Source organism: Streptomyces sp. NPDC046876, from assembly GCF_040645035.1.
GTDB lineage: Bacteria > Actinomycetota > Actinomycetes > Streptomycetales > Streptomycetaceae > Streptomyces.
The window spans coordinates 1-21973 of the sequence record NZ_JBEYXK010000026.1 but is presented as its reverse complement, the minus strand read 5'-3'; the positions used below and the strand labels follow the sequence as shown (position 1 = coordinate 21973).

The following is a 21973-nucleotide window of genomic DNA, read 5'->3' as shown; positions in this document are numbered from 1 at the left end:
GTTACGCTTGAGAGTCACCCCCTGCCCGCTTCACGAAAGTCGCGTGATGTCCGAGTCGGTCTTCCCACAGCTCGAAGCTCTGCTCCCGCATGTGCAGAAGCCCATCCAGTACGTCGGCGGTGAACTCAACTCCACCGTCAAGCCGTGGGATTCGTGTGACGTCCGCTGGGCGCTCATGTACCCGGACGCGTACGAGGTCGGGCTGCCCAACCAGGGCGTCATGATCCTGTACGAGGTGCTCAACGAGCGCGAGGGCGTCCTCGCCGAGCGCACGTACAGCGTGTGGCCCGACCTGGAAGCGCTCATGCGCGAGCACAAGGTGCCGCAGTTCACCGTGGACAGCCACCGCCCCGTCGGTGCCTTCGACGTGTTCGGCCTGTCCTTCTCCACGGAGCTGGGCTACACCAACATGCTCACCGCCCTGGACCTGGCGGGGATCCCGCTGGAGGCCCGCGACCGCACCGAGGACCACCCGATCGTCCTCGCGGGCGGCCACGCGGCCTTCAACCCCGAGCCGATCGCGGACTTCATCGACTGCGCGGTCATCGGCGACGGCGAGCAGGCCGTCCTCGACATCACCGACATCATCCGCGCCTGGAAGGCCGAGGGCCGGCCCGGCGGCCGCGAGGAGCTGCTGCTGCGCCTCGCGAAGACCGGCAACGTCTACGTGCCGGGCTTCTACGACGTGGAGTACCTGCCCGACGGCCGCATCGGCCGTGTCGTGCCCAACCGCTCGGGCGTGCCGTGGCGCGTCTCCAAGCACACGGTCATGGACCTCGACGAGTGGCCGTACCCCAAGCAGCCGCTGGTCCCGCTCGCCGAGACCGTCCACGAGCGGATGTCCGTCGAGATCTTCCGCGGGTGCACCCGCGGCTGTCGTTTCTGCCAGGCCGGCATGATCACGCGCCCCGTGCGGGAGCGAAGCATCACCGGCATCGGCGAGATGGTCGAGAAGGGCCTGAAGGCGACCGGCTTCGAGGAGGTCGGCCTGCTGTCCCTCTCCTCGGCGGACCACACCGAGATCGCGGACATCGCCAAGGGCCTCGCGGACCGCTACGCGGACGACAAGGTGGGCCTCTCGCTCCCCTCCACCCGCGTGGACGCCTTCAACGTGGACCTGGCCAACGAGCTGACCCGCAACGGCCGCCGCTCCGGCCTGACCTTCGCCCCCGAGGGCGGCTCCGAGCGCATGCGCAAGGTCATCAACAAGATGGTCTCGGAAGAGGACCTGATCCGCACCGTCGCCACCGCGTACGGCAACGGCTGGCGCCAGGTGAAGCTGTACTTCATGTGCGGCCTGCCGACCGAGACCGACGAGGACGTCCTGCAGATCGGTGACATGGCGGTCAACGTGATCGCCAAGGGCCGCGAGGTCTCCGGGCAGAACGACATCCGCTGCACGGTGTCGATCGGCGGCTTCGTCCCGAAGCCGCACACCCCGTTCCAGTGGGCCCCGCAGCTGTCGGCGGAGGAGACGGACGCCCGCCTGGCGAAGCTCCGCGACAAGATCCGCGGCGACAAGAAGTACGGCCGCTCCATCGGCTTCCGCTACCACGACGGCAAGCCGGGCATCGTCGAGGGCCTCCTGTCCCGCGGCGACCGCCGCATCGGCGACGTCATCCGCGCCGTGTACGAGGACGGCGGCCGCTTCGACGGCTGGCGCGAGCACTTCTCGTACGACCGCTGGATGGAGTGCGCGGAGAAGACCCTCCCGGCGTACGGCGTGGACGTGGACTGGTACACGACCCGCGAGCGCACGTACGAGGAGGTCCTCCCCTGGGACCACCTCGACTCCGGCCTGGACAAGGACTGGCTCTGGGAGGACTGGCAGGACGCCCTCGACGAGACCGAGGTTGAGGACTGCCGCTGGACCCCGTGCTTCGACTGCGGCGTCTGTCCTCAGATGGACACCCACATCCAGATCGGCCCGACCGGCAAGAAGCTGCTGCCGCTGACGGTCGTGAAGTAGTCCGCGCTCGACATGTGCCCCCGCCGGGATCGGCGGGGGCATATTCATTCGAGGGGAGCATGAAGGTTTCTGCCGTGGTCGGCCCTGGATATCCTTCATTCCGTACAGGGCAATATCCTGCCCTCGTTCGGAGGTGGCATTCATGGCCAAGACCGTGATCGACATCAACGAGGAAGCGTTGGCGCTCGCTGCCGAGGCACTCGGAACCACGACCAAGAAGGACACCGTCAACGCCGCCCTCGAGGAAATAGGAGCCCGCCTGCGCCGCGAGCGCGCGCTCGAAGCCCTCGTCAAACTCGATGAAGAGGGAGCCTTCGACAAGGGGCGGGAGCCGGGATTCAAGGACGAGGTGCGCGGGTGACCGACAGCTCGTACCTGATCGACACCTCTGCCGTGCACCGGATCACGCTGCCGGGGCCGTTCGCCACCTGGCGGCCGGTGCTCGCGGCGGGGCGTATCGGGATGTGCACGGCCACCGAGGTGGAGGCCCTGTACTCCGCGCGCTCGGCCGCCCAGTACGCCGCGATGCGGCAGGCGTTCGCAGACCTCTACGTGTGGCACGAGATCCCCGACGATGTGTGGAGCAGGGTCCTGGGCGCGCAGGAAGCCCTGGCCCAGGCGGGGTGCGTGCGGTCCGCCGGAGTCGTCGACCTCGTCGTCGCCGTGACCGCCGCACGGCACCGGCTCACGGTGCTGCACTACGACCGCGACTTCGAGACAATCGCCAAGCACATGGACCTGCGCACGCAGTGGCTGGCCGAGCCCGGGTCGATCGACTGAGGTCCGGCCGCCGTCAGAGCCCCCGCCGATGCAACGGACGGGGGCTTTCGTGTGTCCTTCTCTGCATGGAGATCGACAAGCGGCGCACCGCCGACCCTGCCGACGGCTGCCTCGTGGGGGTGCTGCGGATTCCGGTCAAGGTCGTGGCGGTGCTCGTCGTACTGCCCGTACGGGTGGTCTGGGAGCTGATCGCCGCCGCCGCGCGGGGCCTGCAGCGGCACGTGCTCGGGCCGCTGTGGGTGCACGTGCTCGAACCGGTGCTGCGCGGGATCGGGTGGGTGCTCGGCGTGCTGCTCAAGCTGGTGTTCGTCTGGCCCTGGGTCGGGCTGTGGCGGTATCTGCTCGCGCCCGTCGGGCGCGCGGTGTACGCGTGGGTGCTCGCACCGGTCGGCCGCGGGCTGCGGTCGCTGGCCGCGGCCGCGTACGAGTGGCTGGTGCGGCCAGTCGGCCAGGGTGCGGCCTGGCTCGTCGCCGCCGCCTACGGGTTCCTGCTCAGGCCGGTCGGGGTAGCCGCGGCCTGGTTGGTCGCCGCCGCCTACCGTTACGTGCTGGTGCCGCTCGGGGCGGCGGTCGTCTGGGCGATCCGGGCGGCGTACCAGTGGCTGATCGTCCCGGCCGGGCAGGCCCTGGCATGGGCCGCGGCAGCGGTGTGGCGGTGGGTGTTGGTGCCCGTGGGGGGTGCCGTGGGGTGGGTTGTGCGGGGGGTGTACCGGTATGGGCTGGCGCCGCTCGGGGCGGTGCTCGTCTGGGCCTGGCATGTCGCCGGGCGGATCGTGAAGTGGGTGTGGCGGGGGATCTCGCTGGTGGCGTGGGCGCTGGTGGGGTGGCCCTGCTCGCGGGTGTACCGGTACGTGCTGACACCGGTCGGGCACGCCCTGCGCGAGGCGTGGCGCTCGGTGCGGAGCGTCGTCCGGGAGGTCCGCGCCGAGGTGCGGCGGGCCCTCTTCGGGTGACCGCCCCGGGAACCGGCGAGGTCAGGGGCGCGTAGTCTGGGTAGTACGACAGCCGTGGGCCGTCCGCCCGCCCCCGAGAGCCCCCTGCGCCGGACGCAGGGGTGAGCCGGAGGGCAGGCACGGCCGGCAGGCTCACCAGACCTCAGGGCGACGCGCGAGCCGCGGAGCCCCGCACAAGGAGAAGAACCACTGGGCAAGCGACAGCCCGAAGGCCCGCCCCCCGCACCGGTGGCACAGCGCATCCGACTGCGCTACACCAAGCGCGGCCGCCTCCGGTTCACCAGCCACCGGGACTTCCAGCGCGCGTTCGAGCGCGCCCTGCGCCGCGCCGAGGTGCCCATGGCGTACTCGGCCGGCTTCACCCCGCACCCGCGCGTGTCGTACGCGAACGCCGCGCCCACCGGCACCGGCAGCGAGGCCGAGTACCTGGAGATCGCGCTCACCGCGCCCCGCGACCCCGACAAGCTCCGCGAGCTGCTCGACGAGTCCATGCCCATCGGCCTCGACATCGTCGACGCCGTCGAGGCCCGCACCTCCGGCCTCGCCGACCGGCTCACCGCCTCCGTGTGGGAGCTGAAGCTCGACGGAGTGGAGGCCGCCGAGGCCGCCCGCGCGGTGGAGGCCTTCCTCGCCGCCGAGACCGTCGAGGTGCAGCGCCGCACCAAGAACGGCATGCGCACCTTCGACACCCGGGGGGCCGTTGCGTCCCTCGAGGTGCTTCCTGCTCCGGCTGATAGGCCGCTGGACAGTGCCTGTGCGATACTGCGGCTGGTTGTTCGGCATCTGACACCTGCCGTTCGACCCGACGACGTCCTGTCCGGTCTCCGAGCTGTGGCCGACCTGGCGCCGCCGGTCCCCGCAGCGGTGACCAGGCTGGCGCAGGGGCTCTTCGACGAGGAGTCCGGCACGGTGACCGACCCGCTCGCGCCCGACCGCGAGGCTGTCACGGCCGCCCCACCCACGGCCGCCGCGACCGCCGACGCGAAGGCGCCGGAAGGTCCCGCCGCGTAGGGATCGTCGCCGCCGCGCAGCCCTGGCACTCGGGAGCCACCTGGGTCGGGCCGCGCACTGACCTGAAGACTTCCGCCAGGCCGTACGGACAAGACGTACGGAACCGGCGGCCATGGACTACAGCTCCCGAGTGGCGAACGCGCCCCGGAGGCCGGTACCGCGCTGACCGCGCGGTTGCCGTGCCGGACCGGACGTCAGCCGCGGCGCCCGGGAGCGTGACGGGAGAACCGCCCGCATGCTCAACAACGAGAACGACATCACCGCCGCCGGCAACGACAGCCCGAGCGACAACCTGCCGCCGCGCAGGCGCCGCCGGGCAGCGTCGCGGCCCGCGGGTCCGCCCGGCGCGCCCGTCGCCGCCCCGGCCGCCGAGGTGACCGAGGCCGCCCCGGCCGCCCCCGCCGAGGAAGCCGCGCCCAGCGCAGCCCCGGCCCGTCCGCGACGCCGCGCGACCCGCGCCGTCGCCACGCCCACCGCCGCGGCCGCCGAGGCCGTCGTGGTCGAGGCCCCCGCCGCTGCCGAGGAGCCGGCCGAGGCCGCTGCCCCGGCGCCGCGTACCCGTCGCCGTGCCACTCGCGCTGCGGCCGCGCCGGTTGCCGAGGCTGCTGCGGCTCCGGCCGAAGCCGTGGTCGAGGCTCCGGCTGCCGTCGAGGAGCCGGTCGAGGCTGCTGCTCCGGCGCCGCGTACCCGTCGCCGTGCCACCCGTGCTGCGGCCGCGCCGGTCGCCGAGGCCGCTGCCGCTGCGGCTCCCGCCGAGGCCGTGGTCGAGGCCCCGGCCGCTGCCGAGGAGCCGGCCGAGGCTGCTGCCCCGGCGCCGCGTACCCGCCGCCGTGCCACCCGCGCAGCGGCCGCCCCGGCCGCCCCCGCTGCCGAGACCGCCGCCGCTGCCGCGGAGCCCGTGGCCGAGGAGGCCCCGAAGCCCGCCTTCACCGTCGCCGACGCCGTGGACGCGCCCAAGCGCGGCCGCCGCCGCGCCACCCGCGCCGCCGCCCCGGCTGCACCGGCCGCCCCCGCGCAGCCCGAGGCCCCGGCCGAGGAGCCCGCCGCCCCGGCCCGCGCCCGCCGCGCCACGCGCCCCGCCGTGCCCGTGTTCCAGGCGCCGGTGTTCACCGAGCCGATGTTCCAGACCCCGGAGACCGCGGCCCTCGCCGCCGCCGCAGCCGCCGCCGAGGCGGAGGCCGAGGAAGCGGAGGAGGAGGCCGAGCTCGAGGCCGAGGCCGTCGAGGCCCCCGCCCCGCAGCCCGCCGGCCGCCGCCGTCGCCGCGGCCGCGGCGCGGTCGAGGCCGCCCCGGTCGCCGAGCCGGAGGAGGAGCTCGAGGCCGAGGCCGCCGAGCTGGAGGAGGAAGAGGCCGAGGAGGCCGACGAGTCGGGCGAGCGCCCGTCCCGCCGCCGCCGTCGCGGTGGCCGTCGCCGCCGCCGCGGTGAGGCCGCCGACCTGGACGAGGCCGCCGAGGAGGAGGCCGAGGCCGCCGCCGAGCAGGAGGCCGCCGAGGCCGAAGCCGAGGAGGAGGAAGAGGAAGAGGCCGAGGAGGCCGGCGCGCTCGGTTCCGCCTCCAGCCGCCGTCGCCGTCGCCGCCGTCGCCGCAGCGGTGACGCCGCCGAGGCCGAGGCCGCCGACGAGGACGGCGTCCGTACCGTCGTCAAGGTCCGCGAGCCGCGCCCGGCGCGCGAGAAGGCCGAAGCTTCCGACGAGGTCCAGTCCATCAAGGGCTCGACCCGCCTGGAGGCGAAGAAGCAGCGCCGCCGCGAGGGCCGCGAGCAGGGCCGCCGCCGCGTGCCGATCATCACCGAGGCCGAGTTCCTGGCCCGCCGCGAGGCCGTCGAGCGCGTGATGGTCGTCCGCCAGAGCGGCGAGCGCACGCAGATCGGCGTCCTCGAGGACAACGTGCTCGTCGAGCACTACGTCAACAAGGAAGAGGCCACCTCGTACGTCGGCAACGTCTACCTGGGCAAGGTCCAGAACGTGCTGCCGTCGATGGAGGCCGCGTTCATCGACATCGGCAAGGGCCGCAACGCCGTCCTGTACGCCGGCGAGGTCAACTTCGAGGCGCTCGGCCTGGCCAACGGGCCGCGCCGCATCGAGTCCGCCCTGAAGTCCGGCCAGTCCGTGCTGGTCCAGGTCACCAAGGACCCGATCGGCCACAAGGGCGCCCGCCTGACCTCGCAGGTCTCGCTGCCCGGCCGCTACCTGGTCTACGTGCCCGAGGGCTCGATGACCGGCATCAGCCGCAAGCTGCCCGACACCGAGCGCGCGCGCCTGAAGACCATCCTCAAGAAGATCGTCCCCGAGGACGCGGGCGTCATCGTGCGCACCGCCGCCGAGGGTGCGAGCGAGGACGAGCTGCGCCGCGACGTCGAGCGTCTGCAGGCGCAGTGGGAGGAGATCCAGAAGAAGTCGAAGCAGATCACGACGTCGTCGCCGAGCCTGCTGTACGGCGAGCCGGACATGACCGTCCGCGTCGTGCGCGACATCTTCAACGAGGACTTCTCGAAGGTCATCGTCAGCGGTGACAGCGCCTGGGAGACCATCCACGGGTACGTCTCGCACGTCGCCCCGGACCTGGCCGACCGGCTCTCGCGCTGGACCTCCGAGGTCGATGTCTTCGCGACGTACCGGATCGACGAGCAGCTCGCCAAGGCGCTCGACCGCAAGGTGTGGCTGCCCTCGGGCGGTTCCCTCGTGATCGACAAGACCGAGGCGATGGTCGTCATCGACGTCAACACCGGCAAGTTCACCGGTCAGGGCGGCAACCTCGAGGAGACCGTCACCCGGAACAACCTGGAGGCGGCCGAGGAGATCGTGCGCCAGCTGCGGCTGCGCGACCTGGGCGGCATCGTCGTCATCGACTTCATCGACATGGTCCTGGAGTCCAACCGCGACCTGGTCCTGCGGCGGATGCTGGAGTGCCTGGGCCGTGACCGTACGAAGCACCAGGTCGCGGAGGTGACCTCGCTCGGCCTGGTCCAGATGACCCGCAAGCGGGTGGGCCAGGGCCTGCTGGAGTCCTTCTCCGAGACCTGCGTCCACTGCAACGGGCGCGGTGTGATCGTGCACATGGACACGGCCACGGCGGCCGGCAACGGCGGCAAGCGCGCCAAGCGCCGCGGCGGCCGGGGCCACGAGCACGACCACGAGGTGGAGGCCGTCGAGGCCGTCGAGGCCGAGGCCCTCGCCGAGGTGGAGGCGGAGACCGAGGCCGAGGTGGCCGCCGAGCTCGCGGCGCCCGTGGCGCTGCCGGAGCCGGCGTTCGCCCCGGACGAGGAGCTGTACGGCAGCGTCGCCGAGGCGGAGGCCGCGGCCGGCATCAGCAGCCGCCGCAACCGCCGCCGCGCCACCCGCAAGGCGACCGCTGCGGCGGGTGCCCCGCGGGCTGCCGCTGCTGCCGCCCCGGTCGTGGAGGCCGCTCCGGTCGAGGTCGAGATCGCGGCCGAGCCGGTGACCGAGCCCGCCGACACGGTGCTGGAGCCGGCCGCCGAGGCCGTCGCCGAGGCCGTGGCCGCGGCGGAGACGGTCGAGGCCGCTCCCGCCCCGGCGGCGGAGGAGGCCGCGCCGAAGGGCCGTACGCGCCGTCGCGCCACCCGCAAGGCCACCGCCCCGGCGGCCCCGGCCGAGCCGGTGGTGGAGGCCGAGGCCGAGGTCAAGGCCGAGCCGGAGCCCCAGCCAGAGCCCGAGCCGGTCGCCCCGGTCGAGGAGGCCCCCGAGGCCGCCGAGGCCGAGGTGCCGGCGGTGGAGGAGGCCCCGGCCGCTGCCGAGGCTGCTCCGGTCGCCGAGGCCGCCCCGGCCCGTCCGCGGCGCCGCGCCACCCGCAAGGCCACCGCACCCGCCGGCTCCCCGGCCGGCGCGGAGGCGGCGGTGCTGGTCGTCGAGACGGCACCGGAGCCCGCCCCGGTCGAGGAGGCCCCGGCTGCTGCCGAGGCTGAGGCCCCGGCGGCGGAGGAGGCGGCCCCGGCCAAGAAGACGGCCCGCAAGACGGCCGCCAAGAAGGCCCCGGCGAAGAAGGCCGCCGCCAAGAAGACGACGACGGCCAAGAAGACCGCCGCCAAGAAGACGACGGCCAAGAAGGCGACCACCAAGAAGGCCGCCGCGAAGAAGGCCGCGCCCGCGGAGCAGCCGACCGAAGGCTGACCCGCCCCGGCCTGACGCGAGGACGTCACGGCACCCCGGGACTGCCCCGGCTCCCCACACGGGAGCCGGGGCAGTCCCGTACCCGCACCCCCCGCGACGGGGGCGCGGCGGACGGTGGCCCGGCCCGCCCCGGCGGGCCCGGTTTGACCTCTTAAACCTCTGCCGCGTAACCTTGCACGTCGGCGTGTCTACGTGCGCGCCAGCCACTGAGCACCTCACCTCCCGAGCCGCTGCGCGGCGCGGGGGAGGCCGCCCCGTGTTCGGCGGGGGACGGCTGGCTTCAGGGGTTCCCATCGAGCGAGAGAGAGATCCGCGTGTACGCCATCGTGCGCAGCGGTGGTCGCCAGCACAAGGTTGCTGTCGGCGACATCGTTGAGGTTGACAAGATTTCCACTGCCAAGGTTGGCGACACGGTCGAGCTCTCGACCCTGCTCGTTGTCGACGGCGACGCCGTGACCAGCGACCCGTGGGTCCTGGCCGGCATCAAGGTCCAGGCCGAGGTCGTGGACCACCACAAGGGCGCCAAGATCGACATCCTGCGCTACAAGAACAAGACCGGCTACCGCCGTCGCCAGGGTCACCGTCAGCAGTACACGGCGATCAAGGTCACCGCTATCCCGACGGCCGCGAAGTAAAGAGGGACTGAGCAATGGCACACAAGAAGGGCGCATCGTCCACCCGGAACGGTCGCGATTCCAATGCCCAGCGGCTCGGCGTGAAGCGCTTCGGCGGTCAGGTCGTCAACGCTGGTGAGATCCTGGTCCGCCAGCGCGGCACCCACTTCCACCCCGGCGCCGGTGTCGGCCGTGGTGGCGACGACACGCTGTTCGCGCTGCAGGCCGGTGCCGTGCAGTTCGGCACGCACCGTGGCCGCAAGGTCGTGAACATCGTTCCGGCCGCCTGATCCAGCTCCTGCTGATCAAGCGTTCGTAGCATCCCGAGGGCGGATCTCAGCTCTTCCCGGCGAAAGTCGGGAAGAGAGGTCCGCCCTCGGCGCGTTTGCACGTACACACGTTTAATGGACAGCAAGGCCTGTCCGGGACATCCCGTCTGTATCTGGAGGAACACCCATGACCACCTTCGTGGACCGCGTCGAGCTGCACGTCGCCGCGGGTAACGGAGGCCACGGCTGCGCCTCCGTACACCGGGAGAAGTTCAAGCCGCTCGGCGGCCCCGACGGCGGAAACGGCGGCCGCGGCGGCGATGTGATCCTGGTCGTCGACCAGTCGGTCACGACCCTGCTGGACTACCACCACAGCCCGCACCGCAAGGCCACCAACGGCAAGCCGGGCGAGGGCGGCAACCGCTCCGGCAAGGACGGCCAGGACCTGGTCCTGCCGGTCCCGGACGGCACCGTCGTCCTCGACAAGCAGGGCAACGTGCTCGCCGACCTCGTCGGCCAGGGCACCACCTACGTCGCCGCCGAGGGCGGCCGCGGCGGCCTCGGCAACGCGGCGCTCGCCTCCGCCCGCCGCAAGGCCCCCGGCTTCGCGCTCCTCGGCGTCCCCGGCGCCACCGGCGACATCGTGCTGGAGCTCAAGACCGTCGCCGACGTGGCCCTCGTCGGCTTCCCCAGCGCCGGCAAGTCCTCGCTGATCTCGGTGCTCTCCGCCGCCAAGCCGAAGATCGCGGACTACCCCTTCACCACGCTCGTCCCGAACCTCGGCGTCGTCACGGCCGGCTCGACCGTGTACACGATCGCCGACGTCCCCGGCCTGATCCCGGGCGCCAGCCAGGGCAAGGGCCTAGGCCTGGAGTTCCTGCGCCACGTCGAGCGCTGCTCGGTCCTCGTGCACGTCCTGGACACCGCCACCCTGGAGTCCGACCGCGACCCCGTCTCCGACCTCGACGTCATCGAGGAGGAGCTCAAGCAGTACGGCGGCGGACTGGAGACCCGGCCGCGCCTGGTCGTCCTCAACAAGGTCGACATCCCCGACGGCCAGGACCTCGCCGACATGATCCGCCCCGACCTGGAGGCGCGCGGCTACAAGGTCTTCGAGGTCTCCGCGGTCGCCCGCACCGGCCTGAAGGAGCTCTCCTACTTCCTCGCGGAGGTCGTCGCCAAGGCGCGCGCCCGCAAGCCGAAGCAGGAGGCGACCCGTATCGTCATCCGCCCGAAGGCCGTCGACGAGACCGGCTTCACCGTCACCTACGACGAGGTGGAGGACGTGTACCGCGTGCGCGGCGAGAAGCCGGAGCGCTGGGTGCGCCAGACCGACTTCAACAACGACGAGGCCGTGGGCTACCTGGCCGACCGCCTCAACCGCCTCGGCGTCGAGGACCAGCTGCTGAAGGTCGGCGCCCGCGCCGGCGACGGCGTGGCCATCGGCTCGGACGACAACGCGGTCGTGTTCGACTGGGAGCCGTCGATGATGGCCGGTGCCGAGATGCTGGGCCGCCGCGGCGAGGACCACCGCATGGAGGCCCCGCGCCCGGCCACCCAGCGCCGCAAGGAGAAGGAAGCCCGCCGCAAGGACTCGGCGCAGCAGGAGTACGACGAGTTCCGGCCGTTCTGACCGGTTTCCGGCCTGCTCCTGACCGGCTTTTGTCCTGGTTCTGTACCGCTCCTTCGCACGGACGGCGCAGTTGAGGTGATGTTCACCCGTGTCGCCTAGGATCCACGGGTGAGCAGCACCATTCCTCCCAGCGTCTCCGTCGTCGTGATCGCGTACAACGACGCCGCGCTCGTGGGCGAGGCCGTCGCCTCGGCACTCGCCCAGGGCCCGGTCGTGGCCGAGGTCATCGCCGTCGACGACGCCTCGGCCGACGGCACCGCACGGGTCCTGGACGAGCTGGCCGCCGTCCACCCCCGCCTGAAGGTCGTGCACCGCACGGAGAACAGCGGCGGATGCGGCACCCCGCGCAACGACGGGATCGCGGTCGCCACCTCCCCGTACGTCCTCTTCCTCGACAGCGACGACGTCCTCCCGCCGGGCGCGGCCGAGGCCCTGGTGCGCGCCGCCGAGCAGCACCGCGCGCCCGTGACCGTCGGCGCGTGCGTACGCCGGGAGCTGCCGCAGTACCACGACGTCCCCTGGATGCCCGGCCTCTACACCCCGGGCGACGTCATCGACCGGCCGGCCGACCGGCCGGAGCTGGTCCGCGACACCCTCTGCGTCAACAAGCTGTACGAGCGGTCCTTCCTGGAGAAGCACGCGATCCGTTTCCCCGACGGCCGGTTCATCTACGAGGACTTCGTCTTCACCGCCCGCGTCCTGGCCGCGGCCCCCCGCATCGCCGTCATCGGCGACCTCGTCTACGTGTGGCACGTGCGCCGCAGCGCCGCCCAGGTGTCGATCTCCCTGGACCGCAAGGACGTCTCGAACTGGCGCTCCCGGATCGAGGCCCACCGCGCCGCCGCCCGGATCATCGCCGAGTCGTCCGCCGAGCTGGGCCGCGCCTGCCAGGTGAAGTTCCTCGAGTACGACCTGCGCATGTACCTGCGCGAGCTCGGCCGGGACCCCGAGTACCAGGCCGCCTGGTGGACCCTGACCCGCGAGTACCTCGCCGGCTTCGACGACGCCGTCATCGAGGCCGCCGGGGCGCACGCCCGCTGGATCGTCCGCGTCCTGCGTGCGAGCCCGGTCCCGCCCGCCGACGTCGAGCGGCTCACCCGCTTCGCCGCCGAGCCGCCGCGCCTGCTGCCCCCGTACGCCAACGGCCCGGAGGGCGGGCCCGTATGGAGCGAGGAGCTCCCGGTCGCTCTCGACGGGCTCGCCGCGCTGCCGCTCTCCGAGCTGCCCGTCAGCGTCGACGCCGGCCCCGCGGGAACCGGCGGGCTGCGGCTGCGCGTGCACGACCTGTACGGGCGGCTCGCCGCGGCCGGGCCGCGCACCGCCCGGCTCCACTTCGTACCCCGCGCGGGCGGCGAAGGCGTCCTGGACCGGCCGGTCGAGCTGCGCCGCGCCCCGGAAGGCGACGCCTGGAGCTGCGAGGTGCCGTTCCACCTCACCGCCGTGGCCGCCGCCGGGCGCCGCCAGGGCCGGCGCGGCATGCAGGCGTGGGGCGTGCAGGTGGAGGTGGAGTTCGCCGACGGCAGCTCCCTGACCACCTCGCCGCGCCCCCTCGACGCGCTGCTGCACCGCAGGGCGCTGCCGAGCAGCAGGTACGGTGTTCTGCTGGCGCAGCCGTTCCGCACGGGCGGAGGGTCCCTGGCCCTGCGGCTCGCGCCGGGCGCTGCGGGTGCACTGAGCCTCGTACGCAACCGCCTCCACCGGGCCCGGGCAGGCCGCGGGGCGGGATGAAGTCGGGCCGGCGGCCGGCACGGGCCGCCGGAAGGATCAACGGACAGCCCCTCGGACCGGGTCCGCGGGTGCTCCTCGGGAGACACGCATGACATTTCTGATCACCGGTGGCGCCGGCTACATCGGCTCGCACGTCGTCCGCGCGATGCTGCTCGCGGGGGAGGAGGTCGTCGTGTTCGACGACCTCTCCACGGGCAACGAGGACCGCGTCCCGGAGGGCGTCCCGCTGGTGATCGGCTCGGTCCTGGACCGGCTGGCCCTGGACGAGGCCATCCGGGAGCACAAGATCACCGGCGTGGTGCACCTGGCCGGCAAGAAGCAGGTCGGCGAGTCCGTCGAGAAGCCGCTGTACTACTACCACGAGAACGTCGAGGGCCTCCAGGTCCTGCTCGGGGCGGTGGCCGCCGCGGGTGTGCGCAACTTCCTCTTCTCCTCCTCCGCCTCCGTGTACGGCACGCCGGACGTGGAGCTGGTCACCGAGGAGACCCCGTGCGCGCCGATGAGCCCGTACGGCGAGACCAAGCTCGCCGGCGAGTGGCTGGTCCGCGCCGCCGGCAAGGCCCACGGCATCTCCACGGCCTGTCTGCGGTACTTCAACGTGGCGGGCGCCGCCGCGCCCGAGCTCGCGGACACCGGGGTCTTCAACCTGGTCCCGATGGTCTTCGAGCGCTTCGACAAGGGCGAGGGCGCCCGCATCTTCGGCGACGACTACCCCACGCCGGACGGCACCTGCATCCGCGACTACATCCACGTCGAGGACCTGGCCGAGGCCCACGTCGCGGCGGCCCGCAAGCTCGCCGAGTGGGGCGCGGCCGGCGACTACAAGGACCTGACCGTCAACATCGGCCGCGGCGAGGGCGTCTCCGTACGGGAGATGGCCCGGCTGCTGAACGAGGGCACCGGGCACGACCACGAGCCGGTCGTCGTGCCGCGCCGCCCGGGCGACCCGGCGAAGGTCGTCGCCTCGGCGGACCGGATCCACTCCGTGCTGGGCTGGAAGGCCAAGCACGACGTCCGCGAGATGATCACCTCGGCCTGGGCGGGCTGGGAGGCCAACCGCAAGGGCGCCCTGCACCACGCCGAGCGCTGACGGAAAGGCCCTGCTGCCGCCGCCGTTCCGGCCGGCCGGCACGAAGGGCCCGTACGCGAAGGAGCCGCCCGCCCCGGACCAGACCGGGGCGGGCGGCTCCTTCGTCACGTGCGTCACACCGCGTCAGCGGCGGCGGTTCAGCGCTCCAGGAACGCGAACAGCTCCTCCCAGCGGTCGGTGATCTCGCTGCCGGAATACCGCTGCACGGCGCGGAACGCCCGGTCGCCGAGCCGGTCGCGCAGCTCCCGGTCCGACATCAGCGCGTCCAGGTGCCCGGCCAGCTCCATCGTGTTGCCCAGGCGGGCGAGCAGCCCGTCCTCGCCGTGTTCGACGATCTCCCGTACGCCCGGCGCGCAGTCGAAGGCGGCCACGGGCACGCCCGCGGCCATCGCCTCCAGCAGGGTGATCGGGAAGCCCTCGGCCCGCGAGGCCTGCGCGAAGACCGAAGCCCCGCGCAGTGCGCCCAGCACGTCGTCGGTGCTGCCCATCCACTCCACCGAGTCGTCCAGGCCGAGCGAGGTGCAGTGCGCCCGCAGCGTCGGCTCCTCCACGCCCGCGCCGTAGATGCGCAGGACCCAGTCGGGGTGGGCCGGGGCCGCCTCCGCCCAGGCGTCCAGGAGCAGGTCCATGCCCTTCTCGAAGGCGAGGCGGCCGACGCTGGCGACGACCTTCTCCGTGCGCGGGGCGGGGGAGTCCGGCATGAACGGCAGCGGGTTCGGCATGCTGGAGACGTTCTCCATGCCGGCCCGGATCCACAGGTCCGCGTCCTCCGGGGTCAGCACCAGCAGCCGGTCGACGTGGGCGTAGTGGCGCCGGACCCGGTCGCCGCGGGTGGACTTGCGGCTCGCCTCGAAGGACTCGTGGCTCATGCCGATGACGGTGAGCCCCTTGGTGTCGGCGAGCGCCACCCACTCCATCGCCCACACCTGTGTGACGATCACCACGGCGCCGGGGCGGGCCGCGCGCAGCAGCTCGCTCAGCTTCTCCGCCTTGTCCCGCATCAGGGCGCGCCGGGCGGCCTGGCGGCGCCGCTCGGGGGCGTTGAGCCGGCCCTTGATGCCGCGCAGCCGGCGGGCCTTGGGCGGGTGGGTGTCGTACAGGGTGGTCATCGCGTACGGCAGGTCCTGCGGCAGCTTCTGCCGGATCTCCTCGGCGACGGGCGCGATGCCGACGAGGTGCACGGCGTGCCCGCGGTCGGTGAAGAGCCGGGCCATCTGGTGCGACCAGGTCGTCACGCCGCCGAGCTCGTCGACGCTGTTGGAGACGATGAAGATGTCGCGTGCGCGGTGCTCTGCCGCGCGGTGCTGTTCGGTGTCCGCCGCTGTGTGGGACCCGGCGGTCTGCTGGCTCACTTGCCGCTCCTGGTGAAGAACTTCTCGACGATCTGGCGGGCGGCGTCCCCGCGGTCGTATTCGCCGAACTCGGCGAGGAAGCGCTGGCGCGCCTCCGCGTACTTGGCGTCCGCCTCGTCGAAGGCGGCGACGGCCTGGAAGAGCTCGTCGGGCGTGGCGACCACGGGGCCGGGGGCCTTCTCCTTCAGGTCGAAGTACGTGCCGCGGATGTCGCCCGCGTACTTCTCGTAGTCGTACGCGAAGAACAGCATCGGCCGGTCCAGGACCGCGTAGTCGAACATCACGGACGAGTAGTCGGTGATCAGCCCGTCGGCGAGCTCGAGCAGCGGCGTGATGTCGTGGTGCCCGGACACGTCGATGACGCGGCCGTCGACCGCCGGCGGCAGGGTGACGCTGTTGAGGTAGTGGGTGCGCACGAGCAGCGTGAAGCGGTCGCCGAGCCGGTCGGCGAACTCCTCCACGTCGAAGGGGAACTCGAAGCCCTCCACCGTGCCGTCCGCGCCCGCCCGGAACGTGGGCGCGTACAGCAGGATCCTCTTGTCCGGGTCGATGCCCAGCTCGGCGGCGAGCGGTCCGCGGACCCGCTCCCCGCTCTGCGTCTCGGCCCGGTGCGCCTCGACGAGGGCGTCGTTGCGCGGGTAGCCGGCGCGCAGCAGCACCTCGTCGCGCAGCCGGAAGCCCTTGGCGAGGGTGCGCACGTCGTGCTCGGAGCGGACCAGGAAGTGGTCGAAGCGGTTGACGGCCGCCTGGAAGCGGTCCTGGGCCGCGCGGTCCTGGGCCTTGGTGCGCGGTTCGTGGAAGCCCATCCGCTTGAGCGCGGAGCCGTGCCAGGTCTGGATGTACGTGGTCCCCGGGCGCTTGGTCAGGGCCAGGGGGAAGCCCTGGTTGTCGACCCAGTACTCGGCCTGTGCGAGCGCGCGCAGGTACGGCCAGCTCCAGCGCTTGACCAGGGTGGCCTCCTTGGGGAAGCCGGTGGGCTTGGCGCCCGCGTAGGACCAGATCGCCTCGAAGGGGGCGCCCTGGCGGACCATCTCCTCGTAGATCGCCTTGGGGCTGTCGCTGTACTGCTTGCCCATGTGGCTCTCGAAGACGACCGTGCCCTTCTTGATCGGCAGCTTCGAGAAGACCTCGTGGTAGACCTTCACCTTCTGCTCGCCCGAGCCGAGGTTGCGGCGGGTGCGCAGGGCCCTGCGCAGGCTGCGCTTGACCACGCCGGCGGCCTTGCCGTGCATGGCGCCGCTGATCAGGGCCTGGGTGCGCACGGCGGCGGGGCCCTCGGCGGTCAGGACGTAGGAGAGGTTGCCCTTCTTGGTCACCTCCGGCTCGAAGCGGTCGGAGACCAGCCGGGTCAGGCGCGGCCGCACGCGGAGCCGGGCCGCCGACTCCAGGTCGACGCCGCCGACGGAGACGCGGGTGGTGAGGCGGTCGCCGCCCGCGGTGAGCTTCAGACGCACGTCCCAGACGGCGTCGATGATGCCGAGGGGGCGCACGGTGCTGCCGATGTCGGCCGTGGCGGTCCACTCGATCGTGTCGCCGGCGTGCCGCACGGTTGCCGCAGGGAAGCTGAAGGAGCGCACGCCGATCTGACGGCGGGCCCGGAACTCCAAGGTGGCCTTCAGCTCGGTGTCCGGGGTGATCCGGCCCAGCGGGTTCACCACCGCGCCGGACAGGGTGACGGTGCCGCGGCCGTCGTCCTCGTACGAGGTCAGGCGGTTGCCCAGGACGAGCGAGGTGAGCGGGGCGGTGTGGAAGCCCTGCTCGGTGACGTCCAGTATGCGGCGGGCCTCGGTGTCGGCCGGGTCGTCGACGTGGGCGGCGCACCAGTAGACGCGCCCGTCGCGCTCGGCGAGCGGGGAGGTCAGCCGCCCCTTGTTCGTCATCGCGTCGGCGGCCGGCAGCAGGTTGTCCCAGTCCTCCTTGCCGAGCAGGTAGGCGCAGATCGCCTGGAGGTGGGTGACGTTGTCGTACGCGGCCGGGTCGATGCCGGCCAGGTAGCCGTTGGCGAGGCGGGCGAACTCCTGGCGGTACGCGTCGCCCAGCAGGGGCAGGTCGCGCAGGTGCAGCACCAGGTCGTGCTTGAGGAACTTGGCGTCCTTGGCCGTCTTGATGTCGGTGTGCCCGTGGGCGGCGAGCAGCTCGTCGACGCGGCGGTGGATCTCCATCCGGTGGACGAAGTTCGCGATCTCGTGGCGCCGGTTGCTGATCGACTTCGCTGCGGCCTTCTCGACCACGTTCCAGTAGTAGACGTGGTTGGGGATCAGGGTGATGCGGCGGGCGGCGACGTAGGCCTGGGCGGAGAAGAGCAGGTCCTCGTAGTGGATGCCGACCGGGAACTCCAGGCCCTGCTCCAGCAGGAAGGAGCGCCGGTAGCACTTGTTCGTGGAGAGGGTGTCGTAGACCAGCAGGTCCGGGTACTCGGTGATCGACTCCAGGGTGCGGGTGCGGGAGTAGATCCAGGGGTACCACTCGGTGGTCTTGCCCCAGCGGTTGTCGAGGTGCACGCGCACGCACATGCCGGACACCAGGTCGGAGCCGGTCCGCTCGGCGGCGTCCAGCATGTTCCGGCAGGCGTTGCGCTCGAGCACGTCGTCGCTGTCCAGGAACATCACGTAGGTGCCGGTCGCCTGCCGGATGCCGTGGTTGCGGGGCGCACCGCAGCCGCCGCTGTTCTCGGGCAGGCGGAAGGCGCGCACCCGGCCCGGGTGTGCGGCTTCGAGCTCCTGGGCGACCTCGTACGACCGGTCCTTGCTGCAGTCGTCGACGATCACGACTTCGACCCCGTGCAGGGTCTGGTCCAAAACCGACCGGACGGCTGTCGGCAGACGCTCTGCGTCGTTGTAGACGATGACGACCACGGAGACGTCAGGCACGTGCACCTCGATCCCTTCGTTCCATTCCGCTTAACCCGTCAAAGCTACCGTGTGTCGCGCTCGGCTCCGGCAGTCCGACCCTCGGCGTGCATACTTCTAAGGAAGAGGTGTGTGGCGGGTCCGGTCGCCGACAATCACCCGTTCGGACCCAGCAGGAAGTGTTCATGACGAAGCTGTCCGTAGTAGTGCCCTGCTACAACGAAGAGGCCGTGATCGACAGCTTCGACGCGGAGATCCGCAGGGTCCTGAACTCCCTGCCCGTCGACTACGAAGTCTGCTACGTCGACGACGGCAGCCGGGACGGCACCCTCGCCAAGCTCCGCACGATCGCCGCCGAGCACGGAGAGCGCACCCGGTACGTCTCCTTCAGCCGCAACTTCGGCAAGGAGGCCGGCATGCTCGCCGGTCTGCGCGAGGCCACCGGCGACGCCGTCGTGATCATGGACGCGGACCTCCAGCACCCGCCGGAGCTCATCGCGACCATGCTCGACTACTACCGGCAGGGCCACGACCAGATCATCGCCCGCCGCACCCGCGAGGGCGACAAGAAGGTCCGCTCCGCACTCAGCCGCCTCTACTACCGCGGCGTGAACCGCTGGGTCGACGTGGAGCTCACCGACGGCGTGGGCGACTTCCGCCTGCTGTCGCGGCCCGCGGTGGACGCGCTGCTGTCGCTGCCCGAGTACAACCGCTTCTCCAAGGGCCTGTTCTCCTGGATCGGCTTCGACACCGTCCACTTCGACTACCGCAACGCGCAGCGCGAGGCCGGCGAGACGAAGTGGAAGTTCGGCTCGCTGCTGAACTACGCCATGGACGGGCTGATCTCGTTCAACAACCGGCCGCTGCGGATGGGCATCTGGGCGGGCGTGTCGCTGGTGGCGCTGACCGCCCTGTACGCGGTGTGGATCGCGGTCGCCGCCATGACCAACGGGGTCGACGCGCCCGGGTACGTCACCCTCGTGGCGATCATCGTCGGCATCGGCGGCGTGCAGATGATCATGCTGGGGCTGATCGGCGAATACATCGGGCGCATCTACTACGAGACCAAGCGCCGGCCGCACTTCCTGGTCAAGGAGGCGCACGGAGCCGACGCCCAGGGACGGCCCCGGGCGGGCGCGGCGGGAGGCGCCGCGGACGCACGCGAGGAGCGCGAGCGGGGCGGCCTCGCCGCCTCCCCCTCCGCTTCCCCCTCCGCCTCCGCCTCCGCTTCCGCATCGGGCCCGGCCGCCAGGACAACCGTTTCCGCCGAGCGCGAGGCCCGCTGACCCATGAAGGACCAGCTCGGGCAGATCGTCCGCTTCGGCCTCGTCGGCGCCGTCAACACCGGCACCTTCTTCGGCATCTACCTGCTCCTGCACCCGTGGATGCCGTACTTCCTCGCCTACACCCTCGCCTTCCTGCTGGCGATGGTCGGCTCGTTCTTCATGAACACCTACTTCACCTACCGCACCCGGCCCACGTGGAAGAAGTTCCTGCTCTTCCCGCTGACCAACGTCACGAACTACGTGATCCAGTCGGCCGGGCTCTACGCCCTGGTGACCTGGGCCGGCCTGGACACCCGCATCGCGCCGCTCGTCGCGGCCGTCGTCGCCATCCCCTTCACCTTCCTGCTCTCCCGCAAGATCCTCGTCCCGGGGCGCGGCGCCGCGGCGGGGGCACAGGCCTCGGAGGAGCCGGCCGAGTCCAGGGTCTGAAACCCCCGAGCGGCCGTCTCGGCCCACCCCGTAGATTGAGACGGCGAGCGGGCGCAGAGGCCCGCGCGGCAGGACATGACGGCAAGGGGCAAGGGGACAGACGTGTCAGCGGCTAGGCAGGGTGTCGTGGACGCCCGCAGGATCGTGGTCAAGGTCGGCTCCTCCTCCCTGACCACGGCGGCCGGCGGACTCGACGCCGACCGCGTGGACGCGCTGGTCGACGTCCTCGCCAAGGCCCGCAGCGGCGGCGAGAAGGAGATCGTCCTCGTCTCGTCCGGTGCCATCGCCGCCGGACTCTCCCCGCTCGGCCTGGCCCGGCGCCCCAAGGACCTGGCCCGCCAGCAGGCCGCCGCCAGCGTCGGCCAGGGCCTCCTCGTCGCCCGGTACACCGCCTCCTTCGCCCGCTACGGCGTCCGCGTCGGCCAGGTGCTGCTCACCACCGACGACACCAGCCGGCGCGCCCACTACCGCAACGCGTACCGGACCCTGGACCAGCTCCTGGCCATGGGAGCCCTGCCCGTCGTCAACGAGAACGACACCGTTGCCACGGACGAGATCCGCTTCGGCGACAACGACCGGCTCGCCGCCCTCGTCGCCCACCTCGTCCGTGCCGACCTCCTCGTCCTGCTCTCCGACGTGGACGGCCTGTACGACGGCGACCCCTCGCTGCCCGGCACCACCCGCATCGACGAGGTCCGCGGCCCCGAGGACATCGCCCACGTCTCGATCGGCAGCGCCGGCAAGGCGGGCGTCGGCACCGGCGGCATGGTCACCAAGGTCGAGGCGGCCCGGATCGCCGCGGCCGCCGGCATCCCCGTCGTCCTCACCTCCGCCAGCCAGGCGGCCGACGCGCTGGCCGGGCGCGGCACCGGCACCCTCTTCCACGCCACGGGCCGCCGCTCCGCGGACCGGCTGCTGTGGCTCCAGCACGCGTCGACCCCGCAGGGGCACCTGGTGCTCGACGACGGCGCCGTCGCGGCGGTCACCGAACGCGGCAGCTCCCTCCTCCCTGCCGGCATCGCGGCCGTCGAGGGCGATTTCGTCGCCGGCGACCCGGTCGAGCTGCGGGCGGCCGACGGGCGCGCCGTGGCCCGGGGCCTGGTCAACTTCGACGCCAAGGAGCTCCCGCAGCTCCTCGGCCGCTCCACCCGCGAGCTGGCCCGGGAACTCGGCCCCGAGTATGAGCGCGAGGTCGTCCACAGGGACGATCTGGTCCTGCTGCAGGGCTGAGGTTCTGCAAAACCGCCGCGCGGCGGGCCGGGGACTGGTCAACTGTGAGCGGCGGACACGCCGGCGGCAGGAAGTGGTGCAGACAGGAGGCGGCTGGTGAGACGAGCCCTGACCAGCATCAACGGCGGCGGGGACGAGCCGGATGAGGTCTCCCGCCTGTGGCACGTCACCCTGAGCGTCTCCGGCAAGCCGGCGCCGCTGGGCGAGGTGCGGCGCGGGCTGGAACAACTGGCTCACGACCACCCCTTCCTGCTGACCAGCAGGTACGCGGACGACCATGCGGAGATCCGGTACTGGGAGGAGGCGCGCGACCTCCACGACGCGGCGGCGGTCGCGCTCCGGCTGTGGGGCGAGCACCGCTCGTCGGCGCAGCTCCCGCCGTGGGAGATCGTCGGGCTGGAGGTCATCGACCGCGCGACGTACCACCTGCGCGTCGCGGAGGGCTACGGCCCACCCCCGGCCCACCCGGTGGGCGTCCACCCGTACTGAGCCCTTTCTGACGCGGCGCTCGCACCGCTCGGCCGCGAGCGGCCGCACCTTCTGAACGCGGCGCTCGCACCGCTCGGCCGCGAGCGGCCGCACCTTCTGAACGCGGCGCTCGCACCGCTCGGCCGCGAGCGGCCTCCCGGGCTTCGCCCCGCTGCACCGGACTCC

The 21973-nt window shown here is 72.4% G+C and carries 17 protein-coding genes; 15 read left to right on the top strand and 2 right to left on the bottom strand.

What is annotated here, in order from left to right:
* The first annotated feature begins 43 nt into the window (after positions 1–43).
* The 11 genes from ABZ924_RS16695 (at position 44) to galE (ending at position 14173) form a co-directional block, all read left to right on the top strand.
* Complete coding sequence (locus ABZ924_RS16695; RefSeq protein WP_361909449.1) at positions 44–1969, top strand: TIGR03960 family B12-binding radical SAM protein; 1926 nt, start codon at positions 44–46, stop codon at positions 1967–1969.
* 142 nt (positions 1970–2111) lie between these two features.
* On the top strand, positions 2112–2330 hold the full coding sequence (locus tag ABZ924_RS16690; RefSeq protein ID WP_361909446.1) for a type II toxin-antitoxin system VapB family antitoxin: 219 nt from the start codon (positions 2112–2114) through the stop codon (positions 2328–2330).
* A complete protein-coding gene (locus ABZ924_RS16685) occupies positions 2327–2749 on the top strand; it encodes a PIN domain nuclease (protein WP_361909443.1) in 423 nt (140 codons plus the stop codon). Before ABZ924_RS16690 ends, ABZ924_RS16685 begins: the two co-directional genes overlap by 4 nt.
* A 65-nt stretch (positions 2750–2814) precedes the next feature.
* Positions 2815–3702: a hypothetical protein gene (locus tag ABZ924_RS16680; RefSeq protein WP_361909440.1), complete on the top strand. Its 888-nt coding sequence runs from the start codon at positions 2815–2817 to the stop codon at positions 3700–3702.
* 228 nt (positions 3703–3930) lie between these two features.
* Positions 3931–4713 (top strand): TIGR03936 family radical SAM-associated protein, encoded by a 783-nt coding sequence (locus tag ABZ924_RS16675; protein WP_361909438.1) that lies wholly within the window; start codon positions 3931–3933, stop codon positions 4711–4713.
* A gap of 235 nt (positions 4714–4948) precedes the next feature.
* The gene (locus ABZ924_RS16670) at positions 4949–8839 is read left to right on the top strand and encodes an Rne/Rng family ribonuclease (RefSeq protein WP_361909435.1); all 3891 of its coding nucleotides are present in this window, start codon (positions 4949–4951) and stop codon (positions 8837–8839) included.
* 314 nt (positions 8840–9153) lie between these two features.
* A complete protein-coding gene (gene rplU / locus ABZ924_RS16665; RefSeq protein ID WP_017944922.1) occupies positions 9154–9474 on the top strand; it encodes a 50S ribosomal protein L21 in 321 nt (106 codons plus the stop codon).
* Between the two features lie 14 nt (positions 9475–9488).
* A complete protein-coding gene (gene rpmA / locus ABZ924_RS16660; protein WP_093477705.1) occupies positions 9489–9743 on the top strand; it encodes a 50S ribosomal protein L27 in 255 nt (84 codons plus the stop codon).
* A 166-nt stretch (positions 9744–9909) separates the two neighbouring features.
* Positions 9910–11355, top strand: coding sequence for a GTPase ObgE (gene obgE, locus ABZ924_RS16655; protein WP_361909431.1), 1446 nt, complete (start codon positions 9910–9912; stop codon positions 11353–11355).
* 108 nt (positions 11356–11463) lie between these two features.
* Positions 11464–13083: a glycosyltransferase family 2 protein gene (locus ABZ924_RS16650; RefSeq protein ID WP_361909428.1), complete on the top strand. Its 1620-nt coding sequence runs from the start codon at positions 11464–11466 to the stop codon at positions 13081–13083.
* 88 nt (positions 13084–13171) lie between these two features.
* Entirely contained in the window at positions 13172–14173 is a 1002-nt protein-coding gene (galE, locus tag ABZ924_RS16645) for a UDP-glucose 4-epimerase GalE (protein ID WP_361909426.1), read from the top strand.
* Between the two features lie 137 nt (positions 14174–14310).
* On the opposite strand, the gene ABZ924_RS16640 is transcribed toward galE, so the two are convergent.
* Together ABZ924_RS16640 and ABZ924_RS16635 are read right to left on the bottom strand one after the other, a co-directional pair.
* On the bottom strand, positions 14311–15447 hold the full coding sequence (locus tag ABZ924_RS16640) for a glycosyltransferase (protein ID WP_361909596.1): 1137 nt from the start codon (positions 15445–15447) through the stop codon (positions 14311–14313).
* A gap of 74 nt (positions 15448–15521) precedes the next feature.
* The gene (locus tag ABZ924_RS16635; protein ID WP_361909423.1) at positions 15522–18401 is read right to left on the bottom strand and encodes a CDP-glycerol glycerophosphotransferase family protein; all 2880 of its coding nucleotides are present in this window, start codon (positions 18399–18401) and stop codon (positions 15522–15524) included.
* A 158-nt stretch (positions 18402–18559) separates the two neighbouring features.
* Between ABZ924_RS16635 and ABZ924_RS16630 the strand changes: the two genes are divergently transcribed.
* The 4 genes from ABZ924_RS16630 to ABZ924_RS16615 all read left to right on the top strand — a co-directional run bounded on the left by ABZ924_RS16630 (position 18560) and on the right by ABZ924_RS16615 (position 21808).
* Positions 18560–19660: a glycosyltransferase family 2 protein gene (locus tag ABZ924_RS16630; RefSeq protein ID WP_361909420.1), complete on the top strand. Its 1101-nt coding sequence runs from the start codon at positions 18560–18562 to the stop codon at positions 19658–19660.
* 3 nt (positions 19661–19663) lie between these two features.
* Positions 19664–20089 carry a GtrA family protein gene (locus ABZ924_RS16625; protein ID WP_361909417.1) on the top strand — a complete coding sequence of 142 codons (426 nt, stop codon included), beginning with the start codon at positions 19664–19666 and terminating at the stop codon, positions 20087–20089.
* 102 nt (positions 20090–20191) lie between these two features.
* Positions 20192–21319, top strand: coding sequence for a glutamate 5-kinase (gene proB / locus ABZ924_RS16620; protein ID WP_361909415.1), 1128 nt, complete (start codon positions 20192–20194; stop codon positions 21317–21319).
* 93 nt (positions 21320–21412) lie between these two features.
* Positions 21413–21808, top strand: a complete 396-nt coding sequence (locus tag ABZ924_RS16615; RefSeq protein WP_361909593.1) for a hypothetical protein — start codon at positions 21413–21415, stop codon at positions 21806–21808.
* Positions 21809–21973 lie beyond the last annotated feature (165 nt).

Bases quoted from the DNA above. Each gene is read 5' to 3' on its own strand.
- ABZ924_RS16690 (WP_361909446.1), top strand. From the start codon at position 2,112: ATGGCCAAGACCGTGATCGACATCAACGAGGAAGCGTTGGCGCTCGCT.
- ABZ924_RS16680 (WP_361909440.1), top strand. From the start codon at position 2,815: ATGGAGATCGACAAGCGGCGCACCGCCGACCCTGCCGACGGCTGCCTC.
- ABZ924_RS16670 (WP_361909435.1), top strand. From the start codon at position 4,949: ATGCTCAACAACGAGAACGACATCACCGCCGCCGGCAACGACAGCCCG.
- rpmA (WP_093477705.1), top strand. From the start codon at position 9,489: ATGGCACACAAGAAGGGCGCATCGTCCACCCGGAACGGTCGCGATTCC.
- obgE (WP_361909431.1), top strand. From the start codon at position 9,910: ATGACCACCTTCGTGGACCGCGTCGAGCTGCACGTCGCCGCGGGTAAC.
- galE (WP_361909426.1), top strand. From the start codon at position 13,172: ATGACATTTCTGATCACCGGTGGCGCCGGCTACATCGGCTCGCACGTC.
- ABZ924_RS16630 (WP_361909420.1), top strand. From the start codon at position 18,560: ATGACGAAGCTGTCCGTAGTAGTGCCCTGCTACAACGAAGAGGCCGTG.
- ABZ924_RS16625 (WP_361909417.1), top strand. From the start codon at position 19,664: ATGAAGGACCAGCTCGGGCAGATCGTCCGCTTCGGCCTCGTCGGCGCC.